16 protein-coding genes and 1 tRNA gene are annotated in these 18,749 nt (G+C 43.6%); 4 read left to right on the forward strand and 13 right to left on the reverse strand.

What is annotated here, in order from left to right:
- The first annotated feature begins 44 nt into the window (after positions 1–44).
- Entirely contained in the window at positions 45–1,130 is a 1,086-nt protein-coding gene (locus ACSBL2_RS20745; protein ID WP_442588472.1) for a DUF3800 domain-containing protein, read from the forward strand.
- A gap of 291 nt (positions 1,131–1,421) precedes the next feature.
- Here ACSBL2_RS20745 and ACSBL2_RS20750 read toward each other — a convergent pair.
- From ACSBL2_RS20750 to ACSBL2_RS20810, 13 genes are all read right to left on the reverse strand, one after another.
- Positions 1,422–1,501, reverse strand: a tRNA-Leu gene (locus tag ACSBL2_RS20750).
- Between the two features lie 90 nt (positions 1,502–1,591).
- Positions 1,592–1,894 carry a DUF3817 domain-containing protein gene (locus ACSBL2_RS20755; protein ID WP_442588473.1) on the reverse strand — a complete coding sequence of 101 codons (303 nt, stop codon included), beginning with the start codon at positions 1,892–1,894 and terminating at the stop codon, positions 1,592–1,594.
- 181 nt (positions 1,895–2,075) lie between these two features.
- Positions 2,076–3,404 carry an RIP metalloprotease RseP gene (rseP, locus tag ACSBL2_RS20760; protein WP_442588474.1) on the reverse strand — a complete coding sequence of 443 codons (1,329 nt, stop codon included), beginning with the start codon at positions 3,402–3,404 and terminating at the stop codon, positions 2,076–2,078.
- 24 nt (positions 3,405–3,428) lie between these two features.
- Positions 3,429–4,595, reverse strand: coding sequence for a 1-deoxy-D-xylulose-5-phosphate reductoisomerase (locus ACSBL2_RS20765; RefSeq protein WP_442588475.1), 1,167 nt, complete (start codon positions 4,593–4,595; stop codon positions 3,429–3,431).
- Complete coding sequence (locus ACSBL2_RS20770; protein WP_442588476.1) at positions 4,592–6,097, reverse strand: GH3 auxin-responsive promoter family protein; 1,506 nt, start codon at positions 6,095–6,097, stop codon at positions 4,592–4,594. Before ACSBL2_RS20770 ends, ACSBL2_RS20765 begins: the two co-directional genes overlap by 4 nt.
- A 9-nt stretch (positions 6,098–6,106) precedes the next feature.
- A complete protein-coding gene (locus tag ACSBL2_RS20775) occupies positions 6,107–6,913 on the reverse strand; it encodes a hypothetical protein (RefSeq protein ID WP_442588477.1) in 807 nt (268 codons plus the stop codon).
- Between the two features lie 2 nt (positions 6,914–6,915).
- Complete coding sequence (locus ACSBL2_RS20780; protein WP_442588478.1) at positions 6,916–7,878, reverse strand: glycosyltransferase; 963 nt, start codon at positions 7,876–7,878, stop codon at positions 6,916–6,918.
- A 4-nt stretch (positions 7,879–7,882) separates the two neighbouring features.
- Entirely contained in the window at positions 7,883–8,836 is a 954-nt protein-coding gene (locus ACSBL2_RS20785; RefSeq protein ID WP_442588479.1) for a glycosyltransferase family 2 protein, read from the reverse strand.
- Between the two features lie 92 nt (positions 8,837–8,928).
- A complete protein-coding gene (locus ACSBL2_RS20790; protein ID WP_442588480.1) occupies positions 8,929–9,480 on the reverse strand; it encodes a DUF4199 domain-containing protein in 552 nt (183 codons plus the stop codon).
- An 18-nt stretch (positions 9,481–9,498) separates the two neighbouring features.
- Positions 9,499–10,173: a hypothetical protein gene (locus tag ACSBL2_RS20795; protein WP_442588481.1), complete on the reverse strand. Its 675-nt coding sequence runs from the start codon at positions 10,171–10,173 to the stop codon at positions 9,499–9,501.
- Complete coding sequence (locus tag ACSBL2_RS20800) at positions 10,166–11,428, reverse strand: dihydroorotase (protein ID WP_442588482.1); 1,263 nt, start codon at positions 11,426–11,428, stop codon at positions 10,166–10,168. The genes ACSBL2_RS20795 and ACSBL2_RS20800 overlap by 8 nt, the downstream gene beginning before the upstream one ends.
- On the reverse strand, positions 11,425–13,470 hold the full coding sequence (locus ACSBL2_RS20805) for a BatA domain-containing protein (protein WP_442588483.1): 2,046 nt from the start codon (positions 13,468–13,470) through the stop codon (positions 11,425–11,427). Before ACSBL2_RS20805 ends, ACSBL2_RS20800 begins: the two co-directional genes overlap by 4 nt.
- Before the next feature lie 74 nt (positions 13,471–13,544).
- Positions 13,545–15,122 carry a L,D-transpeptidase family protein gene (locus ACSBL2_RS20810; RefSeq protein WP_442588484.1) on the reverse strand — a complete coding sequence of 526 codons (1,578 nt, stop codon included), beginning with the start codon at positions 15,120–15,122 and terminating at the stop codon, positions 13,545–13,547.
- A 284-nt stretch (positions 15,123–15,406) separates the two neighbouring features.
- Here ACSBL2_RS20810 and hisG point away from each other — a divergent pair, with 284 nt between their 5' ends.
- The 3 genes from hisG (at position 15,407) to hisC (ending at position 18,727) form a co-directional block, all read left to right on the forward strand.
- Entirely contained in the window at positions 15,407–16,258 is an 852-nt protein-coding gene (hisG, locus tag ACSBL2_RS20815; protein ID WP_442588485.1) for an ATP phosphoribosyltransferase, read from the forward strand.
- Positions 16,259–16,389: 131 nt separating this feature from the next.
- Positions 16,390–17,688: a histidinol dehydrogenase gene (gene hisD / locus ACSBL2_RS20820; RefSeq protein WP_442588486.1), complete on the forward strand. Its 1,299-nt coding sequence runs from the start codon at positions 16,390–16,392 to the stop codon at positions 17,686–17,688.
- The gene (gene hisC / locus ACSBL2_RS20825) at positions 17,678–18,727 is read left to right on the forward strand and encodes a histidinol-phosphate transaminase (protein WP_442588487.1); all 1,050 of its coding nucleotides are present in this window, start codon (positions 17,678–17,680) and stop codon (positions 18,725–18,727) included. The genes hisD and hisC overlap by 11 nt, the downstream gene beginning before the upstream one ends.
- Positions 18,728–18,749 lie beyond the last annotated feature (22 nt).

Here is an 18,749-nt window from a genome sequence, read left to right on the forward strand (position 1 = left end):
TCCCAGCCCTTTTCACTATATTAATCTAATAACTTAATGATACTATGATCTATTTTGATGAAGCTGGAAATACCGGGGGTAATTTGCTTGACAACAATCAGCCTACATATTTATTACTTTCACACAATTTCTCCTTGGATGAAACAGAGGAAGTACTTAAACCTCTTAGTGAAGTCACCAAAGCACAGGAACTGCACTTCAGTAAAGTGAAAAAGTATCATAATCATCGCAAGGAACTCATTAAATGCTTAAATCATCCCCTAATTCAACCCAATCGGGTTTGTTATTATGTCGCTGACAAGAAGTTTATGATTGCAATTCAAATGGTAGACCAACTAATGGAACCCGTATTGTATGCGGGTGGTGTTGATATTTACCAGTATGGGTCAAATCTTTCAACTGCAAATATGCTGCATATCTCGGGAACAGTGATTTGGGATAAAAAAAGCTATTCAGAAATGGGAGAGCTATTTGTAAAATTTTTAAGGGCACCAACAAAAGAAAATTGTATACCGTTTTACCGGTCTGTCTATAAACTTCGATCAAGTCTATCTAGGGAAAACGGGATGTTGCTCGATTTTATATTAATGAGTGAGCATCATCTAGGTACTATCGTTCCTGCTCTTACAAAATATACACTTGACCCCACTCTTAGTTGCTTTAATGCCCATTGCCAATTCTGGGCGAAATTGTATAAAAAACCATTTGATATTACCTTTGATCAGTCGAAGCAAATTGATTATTGGCGAGACTTAATTGACTTTTTGACCTTGCATTTACCTGAGGGTGAGGTTGGTTTCGGTTCTAGGAAATATAAATATCCCTTGCTGATCGAATCATTGCAACTTGACGACAGCAAAAACAGTAAACAACTACAGTTGGCTGATCTTTTTGCCTCATCGCTAAACTACATGTTTGGTGGATGGACAAAGCAATCTGAGGACGAATTCAGCATCGAGATCAATAAATCTTTATTACACAAAAATGGATATGAACTTAAGATGTGGCCTACTACAGATGTTACACCTGAAGCATTGGATATGACCGATGGTTCCGGAATTAACCCATTGGATTTTATTGCCGAAGCAGCAACAAAAAAACCTTCCGAATATAAAAAATCATTTAAGTGAATCGGTTTGCGACATTAGCAGACCTAAATCTGCTTAAATCATAGCTACTATTGCCAGTATCAGACAAACCTAAACACTGTCACTTCAAAAAACAATACTTTTATAGTAAACCAGAATTTAATGGTCTAAGTGTTTTATATTAAACATCCAAGAATTTGGTTCAAAGATAGCCCGCTTACAACGTCAAAATAGAATAGGGTTCACCAGAAATACTTTGAACACTGTTTGAAGCATCGTAAATCTCAGAATAGTCATAAAAAAACCGGAATCGATGTGTTCGATTCCGGTTAGTACCCAGTGCCGGAGTCGAACCGGCACGGTTTCCCACAGGTGTTTGAGACCAGCGCGTCTACCAATTCCGCCAACTGGGCATTTCCTTATTAAGCGGGATGCAAATGTATACAATCACCCCTATATATCCAAGGTTTCTTAAAGAATTATTTCAAAAAAAAACACTCAAATTAGGCTTTAGCCTGATCATCAGCATCTTCGTGCAAACGTTTTTCTACAATAAACGGAGCGAAAGGCAACAACGAAGCCAGGAATACCAATATCACCTTCCCAAATTTCCATTTATACTCCATCCAGCACATCACTACAAAGGCAGCATACAGCACAAATAACAATCCGTGGGCCCATCCGGTATACTTAACCGCCAGTGGCATTCCTGCGAAATATTTAAGTGGCATAGCAATAAGTAACAAAGCCAGGTAAGAAATACCTTCAGCAACGGCTACCTTTTTAAAAATAGATAAAGTGCTCATATGATGTAATTGGTTTATTTGTAATCTGTCCAAAAATAGAAAAACCGGAACAGTAACGTCCGGTTTTCTTTATTTTTTACATTGAATAAACACCTTCAGGAGATTCATCTGAAATTGAACACCAGTATAGCATCAACGATCAGATACACCACACCATAGGCAATGATATCAATAAGTTAGGCTAGAAAAAGGCTTTTAACACGTCATTACCGATCACAAAAACCATCAGGCATAACAACATCACAAAACCTACCATCTGCGCACCTTCCATAAACTTATCCCCAAGTGGTTTTCCTTTAATCATCTCAATCAAAAGGAACACCACATGTCCGCCATCCAATGCAGGAATAGGCAACAGGTTCATAAAGGCAAGGGCAATTGAAATCAGCGCCGTAGAAGCCCAGAAATGCGACCATACCCATACTCCACCATAAACCTTCTGCGCAATAGCGACAGGGCCTGAGAACGCTTTATTTGGCTTAATTTTGCCAGTCAGTACTTTCCAGATCCCTTTTCCATTATCACTGAAAGATATCCATGCCTGGTTCACCCCGATAGGCAATGCCTGGAAAAATCCGTAATGGATGGTCTCCTCCTTGATCTCATTCGGATTAAACCCGATCCCTACAGTTCCGGCAGTATCAGTAGTCACATTCAATTTCAGCAACTCACCGCCACGGTCAACCTGAATAGCTACATTCTTATTCTTGTAGTTCTTCATTGCCTTCATCACATCCACACTGTACTTTACCGGTACAGAATCTACCGCAACAATCCGGTCACCTTTCTGGAAACCTGCTTTTACCGCCGGCCTACCTGCAACTACTGTGTCAATGGTTGCCGTAAATAATGGGGTGCGACTGATAAACTCTTCAATCCCCAGGTCAGACACTTCATTTAAAATATTATCCGGAACCTTGATATCACTTGTTCTGCCCTGTCTTTCAATCGTAAGTGTAGTATTGCCCAACAATACTTTTGAACTTAACAGTTCCTCAAAGCGGATAATCTTCTTACCATTCACGGCAATCACACGGTCACCCTGCTTTAATCCAATCTCTTTACCGATTACCCCCGGATTGATTCCATTTTTTACAGAACTGTTCGCGATATACGTTTCACCGAATTTGAAAGTAAGCATCCAGAAGATAAAAATACCGACAACAATGTTTACGAATACACCGCCCAACATCACGATTAAACGCTGCCATGCCGGTTTAGACCGGAATTCCCAGGGTTTAGGTGGCAAAGCCATTTGTTCCTTGTCCATCGACTCATCGATCATTCCCGCTATCTTCACATAACCACCCAATGGTAGCCAGCCGATACCGTATTCTACCCCACCGCGTGTAATACTGAAGAGTTTCACTCCCCATGCATCAAAGAACAGGTAAAACTTCTCTACTTTAATACCAAAGGCACGGGCAGCTAAAAAATGTCCCAATTCGTGCAAGATCACTAATATTGATAGTCCCAATAACAATTGGGCAACCATAATTAATCCGTTCATATATTGTTTTAGTGTGTTTAAAAATTAGATAGATAAATATTTTTTTGTTACAAGTTCCTTCGCAAATATACGTGTATGCAGGTCTGTTTCTAAATAATTATTCAGGGCAGGCTCTTCCATGAAGGTGACATCCGACATACATTGTTCAATTACATCGCTCATCTCAAGGAAACCAATTTCTTTATTCAGGAATGCCTCCACCACCACCTCATTGGCGGCATTGATAATACAAGGCATATTTCCTCCCCTCTTTAACGCAGTATAGGCAAAATCAAGATTACGGAAAGTAAGCAGATCTGGCTTGGCAAAGGTGAGTTCAGGATAGTCCATAAAATTAAAACGCGGAAACTTGCTGTTTACCCGCGCAGGATAAGCCATGGCATAATGGATTGGCAGTTTCATATCAGGAACCCCCATCTGCGCTTTCATTGACCCATCATTGAACTGAACTATGGAATGTATAATGGATTGCGGATGTACAATCACATCGATCTGGGAGATATCCAGGTTAAATAGCCATTTCGCTTCAATAACCTCCAGTCCTTTGTTCATTAAGGAAGCAGAATCTATGGTGATCTTCGCCCCCATGACCCAATTGGGGTGTTTTAAGGCTTGTTCTTTGGTCACCGTCGCCAAAAATTCACGGTCGCGTCCACGGAAAGGCCCCCCGGATGCGGTGATGTAAATTTTTTCTATCGCTCCATAGTCCTCTCCTACCAGGCATTGGTAAATCGCAGAATGTTCTGAATCTACCGGAACAATCTGAACCCCATATTCTGCCGCAAGTTTTGTCACGAGTTCACCGGCAACCACCAGCGTTTCCTTATTGGCCAGGCCAATGGTCTTCCTCGATTTAATTGCCGCAATGGTGGGCCTTAATCCTACCGACCCAACCAGGGCGGTTAATACAAAATCTGCCTCCGGCAAAGCCGCTGCTTCACACAGGGCATCTTCCCCTGCCAGGACGGTAATCCCCGTGCCCGATAAACCATTTTTCACTGCAGCATAATGGCGCTCATCTCCAATCACAACCAATAATGGTTTGAATTCGAGCGACTGGCTGATCAGCAGCTCAGTATTTGCATGGGCGGTTAATGCAACAACGGTGTACAGGGATGGATTTGCCCTGATGACATCAAGGGCCTGGGTGCCGATAGAGCCTGTGGAGCCCAGTATAGATATATTTTTCAATTCAGATCAATCAAATTAGTCAGGCGCTCTGCAATCTTTCTGTCGTTGGATAAACGGGGAACTTTATTCTGTCCGCCCAGCTTACCTTCCGCACGCATATAGGTCACAAACGCATCCTTTTGCAGCGGCCGGATGATCAGCGGCTGCAGGATTTTACCTTCAATGAGGTCAAAGTAGTAAATATTTTTCTTTTGTAAGGCCTTATCCACTTTTTTACTAAAATCGGAAAGGTTCGCCGGCATACCGGAAAACTCTACAAACCATTCATGGTAAGGTAATTCTCCCGAAGCAGGATTCACCTGGGGCGCTACGGTAAATTCTGTGATCCCCACGCCTTCTTCATTTGCTACCGACAATAGGGCCTGCTCTACTTCTTCGCCGATCACATGCTCGCCAAAGGCAGAAATAAAGTGTTTGATCCGCCCGGTGACCAGTATTTTGTAGGGATTTTTAGAAACGAACTTTAGCGTATCTCCTATGCTGTAGCCCCAGAGTCCTGCATTGGTATTTAAGATCAATGCATAGTTTTTGTTCAGTTCTACCTGTTCCAGGCTTAACCTGGTCGGATTTTCAGTGTAATATTCTTCCGATGGGATAAACTCATAAAACATGCCGGCCTTCACCAGCAGCAACAGGCTTTTATCCTGCTGACTATCCTGATAGGCAATAAAGCCTTCTGAAGCAGGGTAAGTTTCTATGGCAGCTATCTTCCTGCCGATACTCGCTTCAATCTTTGCACGGTAAGGTTCATAATTCACTCCCCCGTAAACAAAAAGCTGGAAGTTCTTAAAGATATCTTTAATCTGTTTTCCGCCCGACTTTAGTATCAGCCGGTCAAAATACATTTGTACCCATGGGGGTATCCCTGAAATCAGGGTCATATCCTCATGTAATGTTTCCTCTACAATGGCATCTACTTTTTCTTCCCAGTCTTCAATACAGTTCGTCGCGTAAGAAGGAAGCCTGTTTTTCTGCAAATATTTAGGAACAAGATTGGCGACAATACCCGACAAACGGCCCAGTTTAACACCGTTCTTTTCCGTCATCACGGGACTTCCCTGGAGAAAAATCATCTTGCCGTTGACAAAATTTGCATTACCTGTTTCATGGACATAGGTCAGCAGCGCATTACGCGCCGCCTTGATGTGTTCCGGCATCGATTCTTTTGAAATAGGGATATATTTGGCACCCGAAGTCGTTCCTGAGGTCTTGGCGAAATAAGCAGGTTTGCCTTTCCACATCACATCTTGTTCTCCCGCGACTACCCTATCGATATAAGGTCTCAATTCTTCATAATCCCTTACCGGTACCTGCCGCTTAAAATCCTCATAATTTCTGATGTCAGCAAAATGGTGGTCTTTGCCAAAGGCAGTATCTTTTGCAGCGTCTAATAACTGGACAAGGGTTTCTTTCTGTACTGCCACTGCATTTTTTTTCCATTTCTCGATGCCCTTAACTACAATGGCTGCAAATGGTTTACTTAATGCCGCTTTTAATCCCATATAAAGATGTTATACAATATTGTGAATAATATCCGGTTCCTGATCTGAATTGTATTCACCCATCATTTTCCTGTAGGCAATAGTCAGCGCTACGCTCGACAAAGGCACAACCAGAAATGAACTCAGGATATTAATAAAAAATGCTGTTACCGGCCATTGCAGGAAACTCACCAGTAAATTTACAATATAAAAACCTCCAAGGACCAACAGCAAAAGTAAGATTTTGGTAAAGTTACCCTTGGTGATCGCCAGACTGAATTTCAGGGAACCAAAGGGACGCTGGTTTTTGTCGATAATAAAAAACGGGAAAAATGAGATCCTCACCCAGGTAATAAAAATAGCTACTACACCAATCGCAATGGCGATATTGGTCGCCAGTGTAGGCGTTTGCAATACCCCCGTTTTCATCCCCGTATACACAAAAGGAAAGGCCACAAGGATCACGACCAGGTATACGCCTATAATCACCAGCATGAAATATACCATACCGACCACAAAACGTATAATCTGCTCCCGGGTAGGCAAAGTACTGACAATGCTTACATCATTCTCTTCATCATCCAGCAAATGAAAGATGTACTTCAGCAGCGAAAGATTGAGCGTGAAATAGAGAAAAGCAAATAACAATGCCATCAAAGCCCTCAGGGCCATGTTCACATCCTTTAAGAAAAAAGCCATTAAACCTGAAGCATTCGAGGTAATGAACATGAGGAAACATAAGGTGGCAATGGAAAAATAATTCCTTTTCGTCACCAACCAGGCTTTGCCAATTACTTCATTTACAGTAAATGTGCTTTCCTTTAAAAAATTAATCATCGTCATTTGAGTAGTATTCTCTTGATAAAATCCTGCATAAACCCTAAACCATAAGCAGTAAGCTGGATAAATGAGGAAATAATACTCAAAAATGCAACTTTTAATGATTTATTAACTGTCCAGGAATGAAAAAATATCAACATAAAATATGCCAGAAGAATGGCGTTACCAAGGTAAGCCAGAGGACTATAAAAGATGTTGAACAGTAGGGTAAAAAAGACCCCCAGGGTAAATACAGCCGGAAAAAAATGGACCAGCTTTAATTCTGAGGGGAAATGTTTATAAATATTGATCCTGGCACGGCCGAAGAAATGGATCTGTTTGTAAAACTGCATCATGCTGGTCCTCCGCTTATGGAAGACCCTGGCCCCGGGAATCAGCCCGATCTTAAATCCACTTTCATGGATACGGATACTGTATTCAATGTCTTCACCGAGGCGCGTGAGCTTAAAACCACCAACTTTCTCCCACACTTCCCTGGATACGCCCATGTTGAAGCTGCGCGGATGAAACTGTCCGACATGGTTTTTATTCCCGCGGATCCCCCCTGTGGTAAAGGGCGAGGTCATGCCATAACTGATGGCTTTCTGTACCGCCGTAAAGCTATGGTGCGCCGCATCCGGTCCGCCATAGGCATCAAGATGGTGATCGAATAAATAGTCCTTCACCGTTTCCAGGTAATCTTCCGGGATGAGGCAGTCGGAGTCGAAGATCACGAAGTAATCTCCTTTGGCCCGTTCAAAGCCATAGTTCCTTGCAAAACCCTGACCCGCATTTTCCTTGTAAAAATAACTGATGTCGAGACGGTCGCTGTAACGCTGCACAATTTCTTTCGCATCTTTTACAGAACCATCTTCAATGACCAGCACTTCAAACTGCATATAGGTCTGCACACAGAGTGTTTCCAGCAGTTCATCGATCTCCTGCGGCCGGTTATATAAAGGGATAATGATAGAAAAAAACATAATTTTAAAGGATTTCCCTTTCTATGAGGTATTGGTTACGTTCTGAAGCATTACGTGTCACCAATTCCGCGACAAAGCCGGTAAGGAACAATTGTGAACCCAGGACAATCGCGACCAGTGCAATGTAAAAGCCCGGCTGATCGGTAATTTCACGTTTGTAAGGAATACTCATCGAAATATGGTACAGCTTTTCCCCAATGATCCATAGGGCCATGATGGTACCGATCAGGAAGCTTAACACACCCAATGATCCGAAAAAGTGCATGGGACGTTTGCCAAACTTTCCGACAAAAAATATAGACAGCAAATCCAGGAAACCATTGATGAAACGGCTTAAGCCAAACTTGGTTACGCCATATTTCCTGGCCCGGTGTTCTACGACCTGCTCAGAAATTTCCTTGAAGCCTGCCCATTTTGCAATTACTGGGATATAGCGGTGCATCTCCCCGTATACTTCAATTGTTTTGATGACCTCACTGCGGTAAGCCTTCAGTCCGCAATTGAAATCGTTCAGCTGTATGCCCGACATTTTCCGTGTGGCGGCATTGAACAGTTTGGTTGGAATCGTCTTGGTTATCGGATCATAACGTTTCTTTTTCCAGCCGGAAATAATATCCAGCTTCTCCGTTTTGATCCTGCGGTACAATTCAGGGATCTCATCTGGACTGTCCTGAAGATCTGCATCCATCGTAATAATCACCTCCCCCTGCGCTGCCTCAAAGGCTACATTCAGCGCGGCAGATTTCCCATAATTCCGACGGAATTTAATACCTTTTACTGCGGGAAACGTTAGTTTCAATGCTGTGATCACCTGCCATGAAGAATCGGTACTCCCATCATCTACAAAAAGCAGTTCATAGGAGAAATTATTTTCCACCATCACCTTGTGTATCCATTCAGTTAATTCGGGTAATGACTCTTCTTCATTAAGTAAGGGAACGACAATAGAAATATCCATGCAGGTATAAAATTGTGATAAAAAAATAACGTGCAAATTTTATCAATTAAAATGATAAAACATGCACGTTCTTAAATTTATGTGAATAAAGATTATACAGCGTCACTATGCAGTGCTGAATCCTTTTTCAGGAAGGCCGCAGCAACAAGGCTAACGATCAGGCCAAACAAAGTATAAGTAATGGCAAGTCCGAAAGCTGTGAACAAGGCCATATAAGGCCCCATCATTCTTACCGCTTTCACTTTTGCTTCATCATCACCTACCTGTTCCGCTGCCACATCCATCATGTGCGACATCGCCGCAGGATCAAGTACTTTATAGTATAAAAGCATAATGATAAAAAGGAACAAACCTGCATAAGCGCTGGTCCTGAATCCCGCAGAAAATCCCCTTCCGAAACTCATATACCCACCAAGCTCTGCTTTATGCCTCAGTTCCACAAAGATGACTGCCAGTACAAAAGGTACATAAGATAAAATAGACACGATAATTTTCGTAGCGGTGTCCAGATCCGGCTGTGCCGTATCAATATTCAGCAATTTCAGCAGGTACGTTAATACCAGGTAATATACGGCAAAGCTTATTGCCGCCTGGAAGGCCAGCTTGTTGGGCTTCAGTTCCAATTCTTTCAGTTGTTGTTCCATAGTATAAAATCAGGTTAACTATTTATTTTCGTTGAAAGTAGTGATCAATGCATATACAGCCGTATCGAATTCTTTAGCTGTGCTAAACTCTTCCAGTTCTTTATATGCTTCTGCTGTTGCTTTCGGCTGGTTAAAGAAAGCCATGAAAGGCACGAACAGCTCTTCAATTTCTTCTCCAAGATCAACCATGTTTTTGTGGTTGATGATATCCTCAATACTGCTTTCTGCCAATTGCTGATTGCTGATGAGGTCTTCATAGATGTGAAACTCATCCTGGAACTCATCTTCTTCTACCAACAGGAATTCTGTCAGGAAATCACCAAGTTCAGGTCTGATGTGCTCATCATGACATTCATTGATATACAATAATAAGTTCAGCAGCTCCGTTCCACGGTCAATGGTGTCTTCTTCTATGTTGGCCCACTCCTCGGTATCGAGGTAGTCTTCTTCCAGTTTCTTTACATCACTGGCAAAGAAGTTGATCATCAGCAAATCAAAAAATACTTCCCTTAATTCTTCAAAATCCGGATGTGCATCCAATACCTCATCAAACTCAGCCACCTTTTCCAGAAAGCCGGTTTCTTTAACGAATACAGATACCAGTTCCTCTCCCAATCCAGCGGTATCCTGACCAGAAACTGCTGCGAATTTATCCAGTGACGCTAGTAGCGCCAGTTTTACATTATTATCCATATACTTGAAATTTGTTGTTGTTATAGACCAATTGAACCTGACCGGTTAAAGTCTGGCCCAACAATGGGGTATTTCTTGATTTTGAGTAGTTATTGTCTGCCTGGTATACCCATTTTGTAGTCAGGTTGAACAGCGTGAAATTCGCCTTTTGTCCTTCTGCAATGACAGGCACTTCCAGTTGAAGGAGTTTACGTGGATTTACGGCCAGTTTTTCTGCAATCTGCGAAGCATCAAGGCCAGCTTTTACCAGCAATGGCAATACAGTCTGCAAAGCAATAATCCCGTAGGAAGCGATTTCAAATTCCACATTCTTGAACTCAGGTTCATGTGGCCTGTGCTGAGAGGCGATAACATCTATCGTTCCGTCCTTCAGCCCCGCAAGTAATGCTTTGATATCGGCCTTACCCCGCAGCGGAGGTTTCACTTTATAATTGCTGTCGAAGTCATTCAATAACTCTTCCGTGAACACCAGATGGTGTGCCGCTACATCACAGGTGATTTTAACACCGTCTTTTTTTGCTCTTTTGATTAATGCGACAGATCCGGCAGTGGAGATATTGCTGATGTGTACGGGTGCAGCATGGTAGGTGGCCAGAAAAATATCCCTGGAAATCTGCATCTCCTCGGCTAATGCCGGAATACCTTTCATGCCCAGTAACACACTGGTTTTACTTTCGTTGACCTGCGATTTACCCGCTATCGATTTATTCTCAGGATGTACGATCAGCAAAGCACCAATTCCGTTTGCATATTGAAGCGCACGGCTCATAAACCCATCATCTGTTACCGGCTTCGTCCCATCAGAGAAAGCTACGGCACCCGCTTTTTTCATGTCGAACATTTCAGCAAGTTCTTTGCCTTCCAGGTCATGACTGATCGCCCCTATAGGATGTACATCCACCAGGTTGTCTTTCGCCTGGTTGATAATATACTGCACCTCTCCCTTGGTATGCACTACCGGTTTGGTATGCGGCAATACCGCCAGGCCTGTAAATCCTCCGGCCTGTGCTGCCGATGTCGCCGTCAGGATATCTTCCTTGGTCTCAAACCCAGGATCTCCGATCGAACAGTTCAGGTCGAAGAAACCCGGGGACAGAAAAGCACCTTTTCCTTCAATGATCTGCTCATCTTTCTGCCCTGTTAAATGTTCAGCAATGGTAACGATCTTCCCCTGCGTTACACGTACATCACGAACTTGATGGTTAAACTGACTGTTGGAATCGGCTATGGTTACGCCTTTGAGGAGAAGGTTCATGTTCTGAGTATGTTTTTTGGGTTGTTAAAAAATTGGGTCAATATAACTTCCAGGGCTAAAAAAACAGCACACAAAACTATACAAAGTTTCCATAACTCTGTGTGGTTATTTTTTATACCGCCGGCAACAATACTGGCCCCTGAATTATTTATAGTGATATTCTTCTTTGTCAATAGCGCTTCCAGGCTGGAAGAAGCCATATAGTGCATGTCTGATTCCAGCCGGTTATCATTGAAAGCATACACAGCTAACAAGGAGTCTGCTTTTTTTAATTCATAAAATCCGGTCGACTTCAGCTGATCGGCAATATACAGCAGGGTTTTTCCCGGCTGCTGCCTCAGTTCGGGTATCACCTCCAGCCGGGCTGATGATAATTTTACCGGCTGGTCGGGCTTCAACTGCAATGGTTTGCTGCTGAGTTGCAGGTTACTGCCCAGGGTGTAATACAAGGGCTGTTCCTGAACACTTAAGAAGGCTACTTTATACATAAGCGGCACAAATACCGCATGTAATGGTAAATTACTGTCCCTGCTCTCCAGGGAGGTGGAAGAAAGATAAATCTGTCCTGCCCCCAGGTGATAACGCGAGAAGAACAGCTGCCGGAAAGGCAATCCCATGATGTCCTCCCTGCTGCTTTTATTGTTTTGCGTATAGACGAAATGACGGTTTACACGGGGCAGGTCCAGCTGCGCAGGAAGCTGCTCAAAAACATCGCTGAAGAGATTACTCTTTAAATCGATGGAATTTACAGTCAGTGTATCCTGACTTAACCGCTCTACGCCTGGCAGTGATAGACTGTTTAAGAAAGTAGTGTATACTGCCGGAGAAGCATCCAGGTCGGGGAAGATGGCTACAGCGCCCCCATTTTTCACATGGTTTCTCAGCTGACCAGCCAGTCCGCTTGAAGGTGATTTTAATCCGGAGACAATAATCAGCGGATAAGCAGAAAAAGCGGAATAGGTAATATTCGATTCCGGCATGGTGGTCAGGCGGAAATACGGATCGGCAGAGAAAAGAGAACTGATGTAGCGGGTGGAGGAGGCCTTTGTTGCGCCGCCGGCTACAGCACTGATGTGCAACACGGGTAATTCAGCATTCACCTTAAAGCTGAAGTTCAGCGTATCATCGAAAGTAATGGGAAAATCCTTGATACTTACGATTCCTTTTTGCCAGCCTGCAGCCAGTCCACTGAAGCTTAACGTATCCCGAACAGATTTACCAGCAGGAATATTTACCGTTGTCAGCCCTTTCTGCTGATGGTTAACGGTCAATTTCAGGGCAACCTTGCCGCTGTTCTCTTCCCCATAATTGTGCAGCTGTACCACAAAACGTTCCTGATCATTCGGACGGTGGGCAGGTGAAAGTGACCAGATACTGTCAACTGCCACATTGGGTTGTGCATTGGCGCTCAGCCTGACCAGTGAAACTGAGGTATTGCTGTCTGATTTCAGCTTTCCGTTATTCAGGCCCCTGCCTGCAAAATGCTGCTGAAAATCTGACAGGATATAACTATAGGAATTGTAGTTTGCGGTAGCCCCTGTTTCTCCTGCCTGCTGACGGTTAAGCACCTGTTGCAGGCTGCGCTGTGCCGGGGAAATCTTTACCTCATCTATCTGCTGTATAAGTTCTTCCACGTTCAGTTTACGCTGATGTTTCCCTTCAAAATCATTTGTCGTCAGCTGAAAGCGGTCGTTGGGAGAAAAACCCTTAGCAATTTCTTTCGCCCTGCGTTTGGCCTCATCCAGCAGACTTCCTTCCTTGTTCTGGTTCTCCATACTGTAAGAATTGTCAATATAGATATTTACCATATTCGTCAGGCCAGGCTTGTGGTCTGTACCGGAAGAAAAATAGGGTCTTGCGAAGGCAAGGACAAGAAAAACTATGGCGAGGATACGGGCAAAAAGGATCAGCAGATTTTTGAGCTTTTCCCTGGAAGAGTGCTGTTCTTTAACGGCCTTCAGAAACTGTACATTACTGAAATAGACAACCTTGAATTTCCTGAAATTAAATAAATGAATAAGGACAGGAATAATTACTGCCATCAATGAAAAAAGAAAACCTGGGTAGAGGAAATTCATTAAAAACCAAAGGTAGAAATTATTTGAACTATTTCATTCTATTTGAACTTTTTCATTGCATTATACAAGGCATCATCCAAACCATAAACATCATTCCGGTATTGAATGGCGCCACGATCTGCCCAGGCAGTTTTGTAATTGATGAAAATAGCTACATTTTTCTTCGTTCCAAACCATTTTGGCTTCAGCTGAAAGACATTCAGCGTATCTGCTTTCTTCGCCATTCTCTTCCGGAAGACCTCCATTTTAGTGGTATCAACTGGCGGAAGGTTCACTTCCATCCGCAGCTGGTCATACTGATAGGCATTATCCACCAGCTTTTCGGCGAATTCCAGCGGTTTTTCCACGCGCACACAACCATGGCTTATTGCCCTTTGTTCGCGGTTAAATGCAGCTTTATTATTGGTATCATGCAGGTAGATGCTGGATCCATTGTCAAAGATAAACTTGAATTTCCCCAGGGCATTGCCTGCACCTGAGCCCTGTTTAAACTGGAAGGGTAACTTTTCACGGGAATAATTCCGCCATTGGATCGTATCCGGATCATTCACCAGCTGTCCTTTGTAATACACTTTCATATTGTTATTGGAAAGGTAATAGGGATCGCGCAATGCCTGAAAATAGATTTCGCTTTTGGCAATGCTGACCGGAATATTCCATATCGGGTTGACCTGTATGGAACTGAACTTACTGATCAGAATGGGTGTCTGGTGGTTCTTCGGCTTATCATCCAGACGCTGCGTTTTCAGAAAGGTCTTCATTTTTTCCTCGTAATCCTGTTCTCTTCTGCCACCTACACACACCTTCATGTGGGTTACCGTGTCTTCCTTATGAAACCAGGTAAGGGAAAAGTCGGGAATATTGACTTCTACATACTCCTCTCCCAGATCGGGCAGCTTCCAGCGCAGACGCTCCATATTGACCTCTATCGCTTTGATCGCGGCTTCATTCCGTGCTGCATTTTTCTTCAGTACACGAAGGTTTTGCTGCAGGGTCTTGTAATTTTCAGACGAAGGTTGTATTTTCCTGAGCAGGCCAGGCAGGTCATCTGTTCCCAAAACACGATTAATGCTGGTGCTGTCGGGTCTTTTTACGGTCACATAATAACGGTTCAGGGTATTCCGGGGATTTACACTGCCATAGCTGAGGAATATCTCATATTTCAGCAGCGATGAGGCAGCTACAAGTTCCAGATCGGCAACGACAGGATAAACTTCGGCAATCGACCTGAACTTATTCTGTCCCAGTTTACCCAGCAGCTCTTCCAGTTCCTGGTGTCCGAAAATGCGCGGATTAAAACCGTGTTCTTCTGCCCTGCCAATGTAATCTTTAAGTGTATCTATTGCTCCGCTGGCATAAAAACGTATCACAAATTCCGCTTTGCGTTCATCATTGGCATAAAACTTACTCAACGTAAGCGGATTACTCAATTTATCTTTTAATGAGTCAAGATGGCGGTTAAAGACAAGATGATAAGCTGCCGTGTCAAATTCTTTGTAGAGTTTATTATGGAAGTGTTCAGATAAGACGACTCCCGCTTCCGGTATGGTTTTAAACCAGTTACAGGAAGAAACAGACAGACAAACGGGGATAATCAGGTAAATAATTCTTTTCAAAATGAGCGTTATTAAGCCAACAGCGGCATATTTTCTATGCTATCTATGCTTATGATCAAATAAAATGCCATATATTTTTTGATTTGTGATTTCAATCTATATATTTGCATACCCTCATAGTGCGACGCATTATTGAATATGGGATTAAGCTATTTATGAACAAACACTTGAACCATCACTTACATCTGCACCATCGCCTGTTGGCGATGTATATGTAATGTTTTGTACTTCAAAACTTGTTTCCGAAATAATAATTTCCTGTCTTATTCAATAATTTCAATCCATTGAAAACACTTAAAATAGCTATCCAGAAATCTGGTAGATTAAACGAAAAATCTGTAGAGATACTTAAAAATTGCGGCTTATCTTTTGAGAATTATAAAAGCTCCCTTATATCCACTGTGACCAATTTCCCGCTGGAAATCCTCTTTTTAAGGGATGATGATATTCCTGAATACGTACAGGATGGCATTGCCGATCTGGGCATTGTCGGTGAAAACGTGATCACTGAGGTCGATGCCGATGTGACTTACCTGCAAAAACTGGGTTTCGGAAAATGTACGTTGAAGATCGCTATTCCCAATGAAAGTGAAATTACTGATGTTGCCGGACTGGAAGGAAAGGCAATTGCGACGTCCTACCCGGTGATCTTAGAAAAATACCTGAAAGATAACAACGTGAATGCCGTGGTGCGTACCATCTCCGGATCGGTAGAGATTGGTCCCGGACTGGGGCTGAGCGATGCCATCTGCGATATCGTTTCCACCGGTGGAACATTGAAAAGCAATGGTTTAAAGCCATTTGCCGAGGTCATGAAATCGGAAGCTGTACTGATTGGTAACAAAGGTATTGAGCTGAACGAAGACGTTCAGGAACTCCTGCAGAGAATACGTTCCGTACTGCGTGCCAAGGAAACCAAATACGTAGTGCTTAACGTAGCCAAATCCAACCTGGAAAAAGTAGTGAGCCTGTTACCGGGTGTAAAAAGCCCTACCATTGTCCCGCTTTTTGAACCGGACTGGGTTGCTGTACATTCTGTTATTGCTGAGCAGGACTTCTGGGAAAAAATCAACAGCCTTAAAGCTGCCGGAGCAGAAGGAATTGTTGTGATGCCGATTGAGAAAATTATTGCTTAATCCGCAGAAAGCATCAGCACGTTAGCAAAAACGGCCTGAACCATTTTTTAAAACATTAAATTGAAACTATCCTGATTCCTGTACCCTGAGGTTCATTAACCGGGATAGCTTCATCACATTAATATATTCTGATGAAGACCTACACGTATACTGATTTATCCAGCCAGCAAAAAGAAGAGCTTTGCTTACGGCAACTGGCAGATGATCATACCATCACCGAAAGGGTAAAGTCAATCATTGAAACCGTAAAAGCTGAGGGTGACAAAGCATTATTTGATTATGCACTGGCATTTGACCAGGTAAAACTGACACAGCTATTTATCGATAAAACGGAAATTGAGGCTATTGCCGCGACGATACCTGAAGAAGCAAAAGAAGCAATAGACACCGCGTATGCCAACATCAGGGCTTTTCATGCCGCACAGCTTTCCAAAGAAGCCAAGGTAGAAACCATGGCGGGTGTCAGCTGCTGGCGTGAGGCCAGGGCTATTGAAAAAGTGGGCCTCTATATACCGGGAGGAACTGCCGTCCTTCCAAGTACCTTCCTTATGCTGGGTATTCCGGCCGTCCTTTCCGGATGTCAGCAGATTATCGTTTGCTCCCCTCCGCAGAAAGATGGAAAAACCAACTGTTACCTTGCCTATTGTGCCCTGCTGCTGGGGATAGAGAAAATCTACCTCGTGGGGGGTGCACAAGCTGTTGCCGCTATGGCCTTCGGCACACCGACCATCCCTAAAGTCTACAAGATTTTTGGTCCCGGCAACAGGTATGTCACGCAGGCAAAACAACTCGTTCTCGCTTCCGGAATAACGGCTATTGATATGCCGGCAGGCCCTTCAGAGGTACTTGTCATTGCCGACGAAACCGCCAGTCCTGCCTTTGTTGCAGCTGACCTCCTGGCGCAGGCGGAGCACGGTACGGACAGTCAGGCGATACTGGTTTCCACCTCTTCTGCGATGATTGAACAAACCCTGGCGGAAATCGAATCCCAGTTGAAAGAGCTGCCAAGAAAAGACATCGCAGCAAAAGCCATAGCAAACTCCTATGCGGTACTGGTTGAAAATACCGGACAGGCCATGGACTTCAGCAACCAGTATGCACCGGAACACCTGATCCTGGCTACAGAAAACTTTGAGGCCCTTACTCCTTTGATCATCAATGCAGGCTCGGTATTCCTGGGTAACCTGACACCGGAAAGTGCGGGTGATTATGCTTCAGGAACGAACCATACCCTGCCCACCAGTGGCTTTGCCAAAGCCTATTCAGGAGTCTCTACCGATTCCTTTATCAAAAAAATAACTTTTCAGCATATCAATCCTGCCGGTTTAACCGCAATCGGACCAACAGTTGAAATCTTAGCTGCTGCAGAAGGTCTGCAGGCACACAAAAATGCAATCACTATTCGTTTAAAATCAACAGATGGATATTAAGAATTTACAGCGCGAAAACATTAAAAACCTGCGTCCTTACTCTACCGCAAGGGATGAATACAAAGGACAGGCAAGTGTATACCTGGATGCCAATGAAAATAGTTTCGGTTCTCCCCTGCCGGAAAACTTTAACCGTTATCCTGATCCTTTACAGCTGGAACTGAAAGAGGCGATCAGCAAAATCAAGGGCGTACCCGTAGAACATACTTTCCTTGGCAATGGCAGCGACGAGGCCATCGACCTTTTGTACAGGGCATTCTGCAATCCCGGAAAAGACAATGTGATCATTCTGCCACCTACGTATGGCATGTATGAAGTATCTGCCAATATCAATGATGTGGAAGTCCGCAAAGTCAACCTGCTCCCAAATTTCCAGTTAGACCTGGAAGGAATTGCAGAAGCTATAGACGAAAATACAAAAATCATTTTCATCTGCTCCCCGAATAATCCTACCGGAAACTCGATTATCCGAACCGATATAGAAACCGTACTGGCGAACTTCAAAGGACTGGTGGTTATTGACGAGGCATATATCAACTTCGCCAAGCAACGGACCTTTATTCAGGAATTAACAGAATATCCGCACCTGGTCATCCTGCAAACGTTTTCCAAAGCCTGGGGACTAGCCGGGTTACGCCTTGGGATGGCCTTTGCCTCCACCGTGGTGATCGGCATCATGAATAAAGTAAAGGCGCCGTACAACATCAGTCAGTCGACGCAGGACCTGGCACTGGAAGCGCTCAAAAATATCAGTGTGGTCAACGAATGGATCAAACTTACGGTGGCCGACCGCGAGCAGCTAATCGTGGATCTGCAATCCCTACCTTTTGTCAGGAAAGTATACCCTTCCGATGCCAACTTCATCCTTGCAGAAGTTGATGATGCAACAGGAACCTATAACAACCTCGTTGCGCAGGGCATTATCATCAGGGACCGTTCAAAAGTAACACTCTGTGAAGGCTGCCTCAGAATTACCGTGGGTACACCCCAGGAAAATGAGATCCTGTTAACCACGCTTAAATCATTTACAAACTCCTGAAACCGTCATTAGCATATCGATT

Source organism: Pedobacter sp. AW31-3R, assembly GCF_052180285.1.
In the GTDB taxonomy this organism is placed as follows: Bacteria; Bacteroidota; Bacteroidia; order Sphingobacteriales; family Sphingobacteriaceae; genus Pedobacter.

Bases quoted from the DNA above. Each gene is read 5' to 3' on its own strand.
- ACSBL2_RS20795 (WP_442588481.1), bottom strand. From the start codon at position 10,173: ATGGATAATAATGTAAAACTGGCGCTACTAGCGTCACTGGATAAATTC.
- ACSBL2_RS20780 (WP_442588478.1), bottom strand. From the start codon at position 7,878: ATGTTTTTTTCTATCATTATCCCTTTATATAACCGGCCGCAGGAGATC.
- rseP (WP_442588474.1), bottom strand. From the start codon at position 3,404: ATGAACGGATTAATTATGGTTGCCCAATTGTTATTGGGACTATCAATA.
- ACSBL2_RS20745 (WP_442588472.1), top strand. From the start codon at position 45: ATGATCTATTTTGATGAAGCTGGAAATACCGGGGGTAATTTGCTTGAC.
- hisC (WP_442588487.1), top strand. From the start codon at position 17,678: ATGGATATTAAGAATTTACAGCGCGAAAACATTAAAAACCTGCGTCCT.
- ACSBL2_RS20790 (WP_442588480.1), bottom strand. From the start codon at position 9,480: ATGGAACAACAACTGAAAGAATTGGAACTGAAGCCCAACAAGCTGGCC.
- ACSBL2_RS20800 (WP_442588482.1), bottom strand. From the start codon at position 11,428: ATGAACCTTCTCCTCAAAGGCGTAACCATAGCCGATTCCAACAGTCAG.
- hisD (WP_442588486.1), top strand. From the start codon at position 16,390: ATGAAGACCTACACGTATACTGATTTATCCAGCCAGCAAAAAGAAGAG.
- ACSBL2_RS20805 (WP_442588483.1), bottom strand. From the start codon at position 13,470: ATGGCAGTAATTATTCCTGTCCTTATTCATTTATTTAATTTCAGGAAA.
- ACSBL2_RS20785 (WP_442588479.1), bottom strand. From the start codon at position 8,836: ATGGATATTTCTATTGTCGTTCCCTTACTTAATGAAGAAGAGTCATTA.
- ACSBL2_RS20770 (WP_442588476.1), bottom strand. From the start codon at position 6,097: ATGGGATTAAAAGCGGCATTAAGTAAACCATTTGCAGCCATTGTAGTT.
- ACSBL2_RS20755 (WP_442588473.1), bottom strand. From the start codon at position 1,894: ATGAGCACTTTATCTATTTTTAAAAAGGTAGCCGTTGCTGAAGGTATT.
- ACSBL2_RS20775 (WP_442588477.1), bottom strand. From the start codon at position 6,913: ATGATTAATTTTTTAAAGGAAAGCACATTTACTGTAAATGAAGTAATT.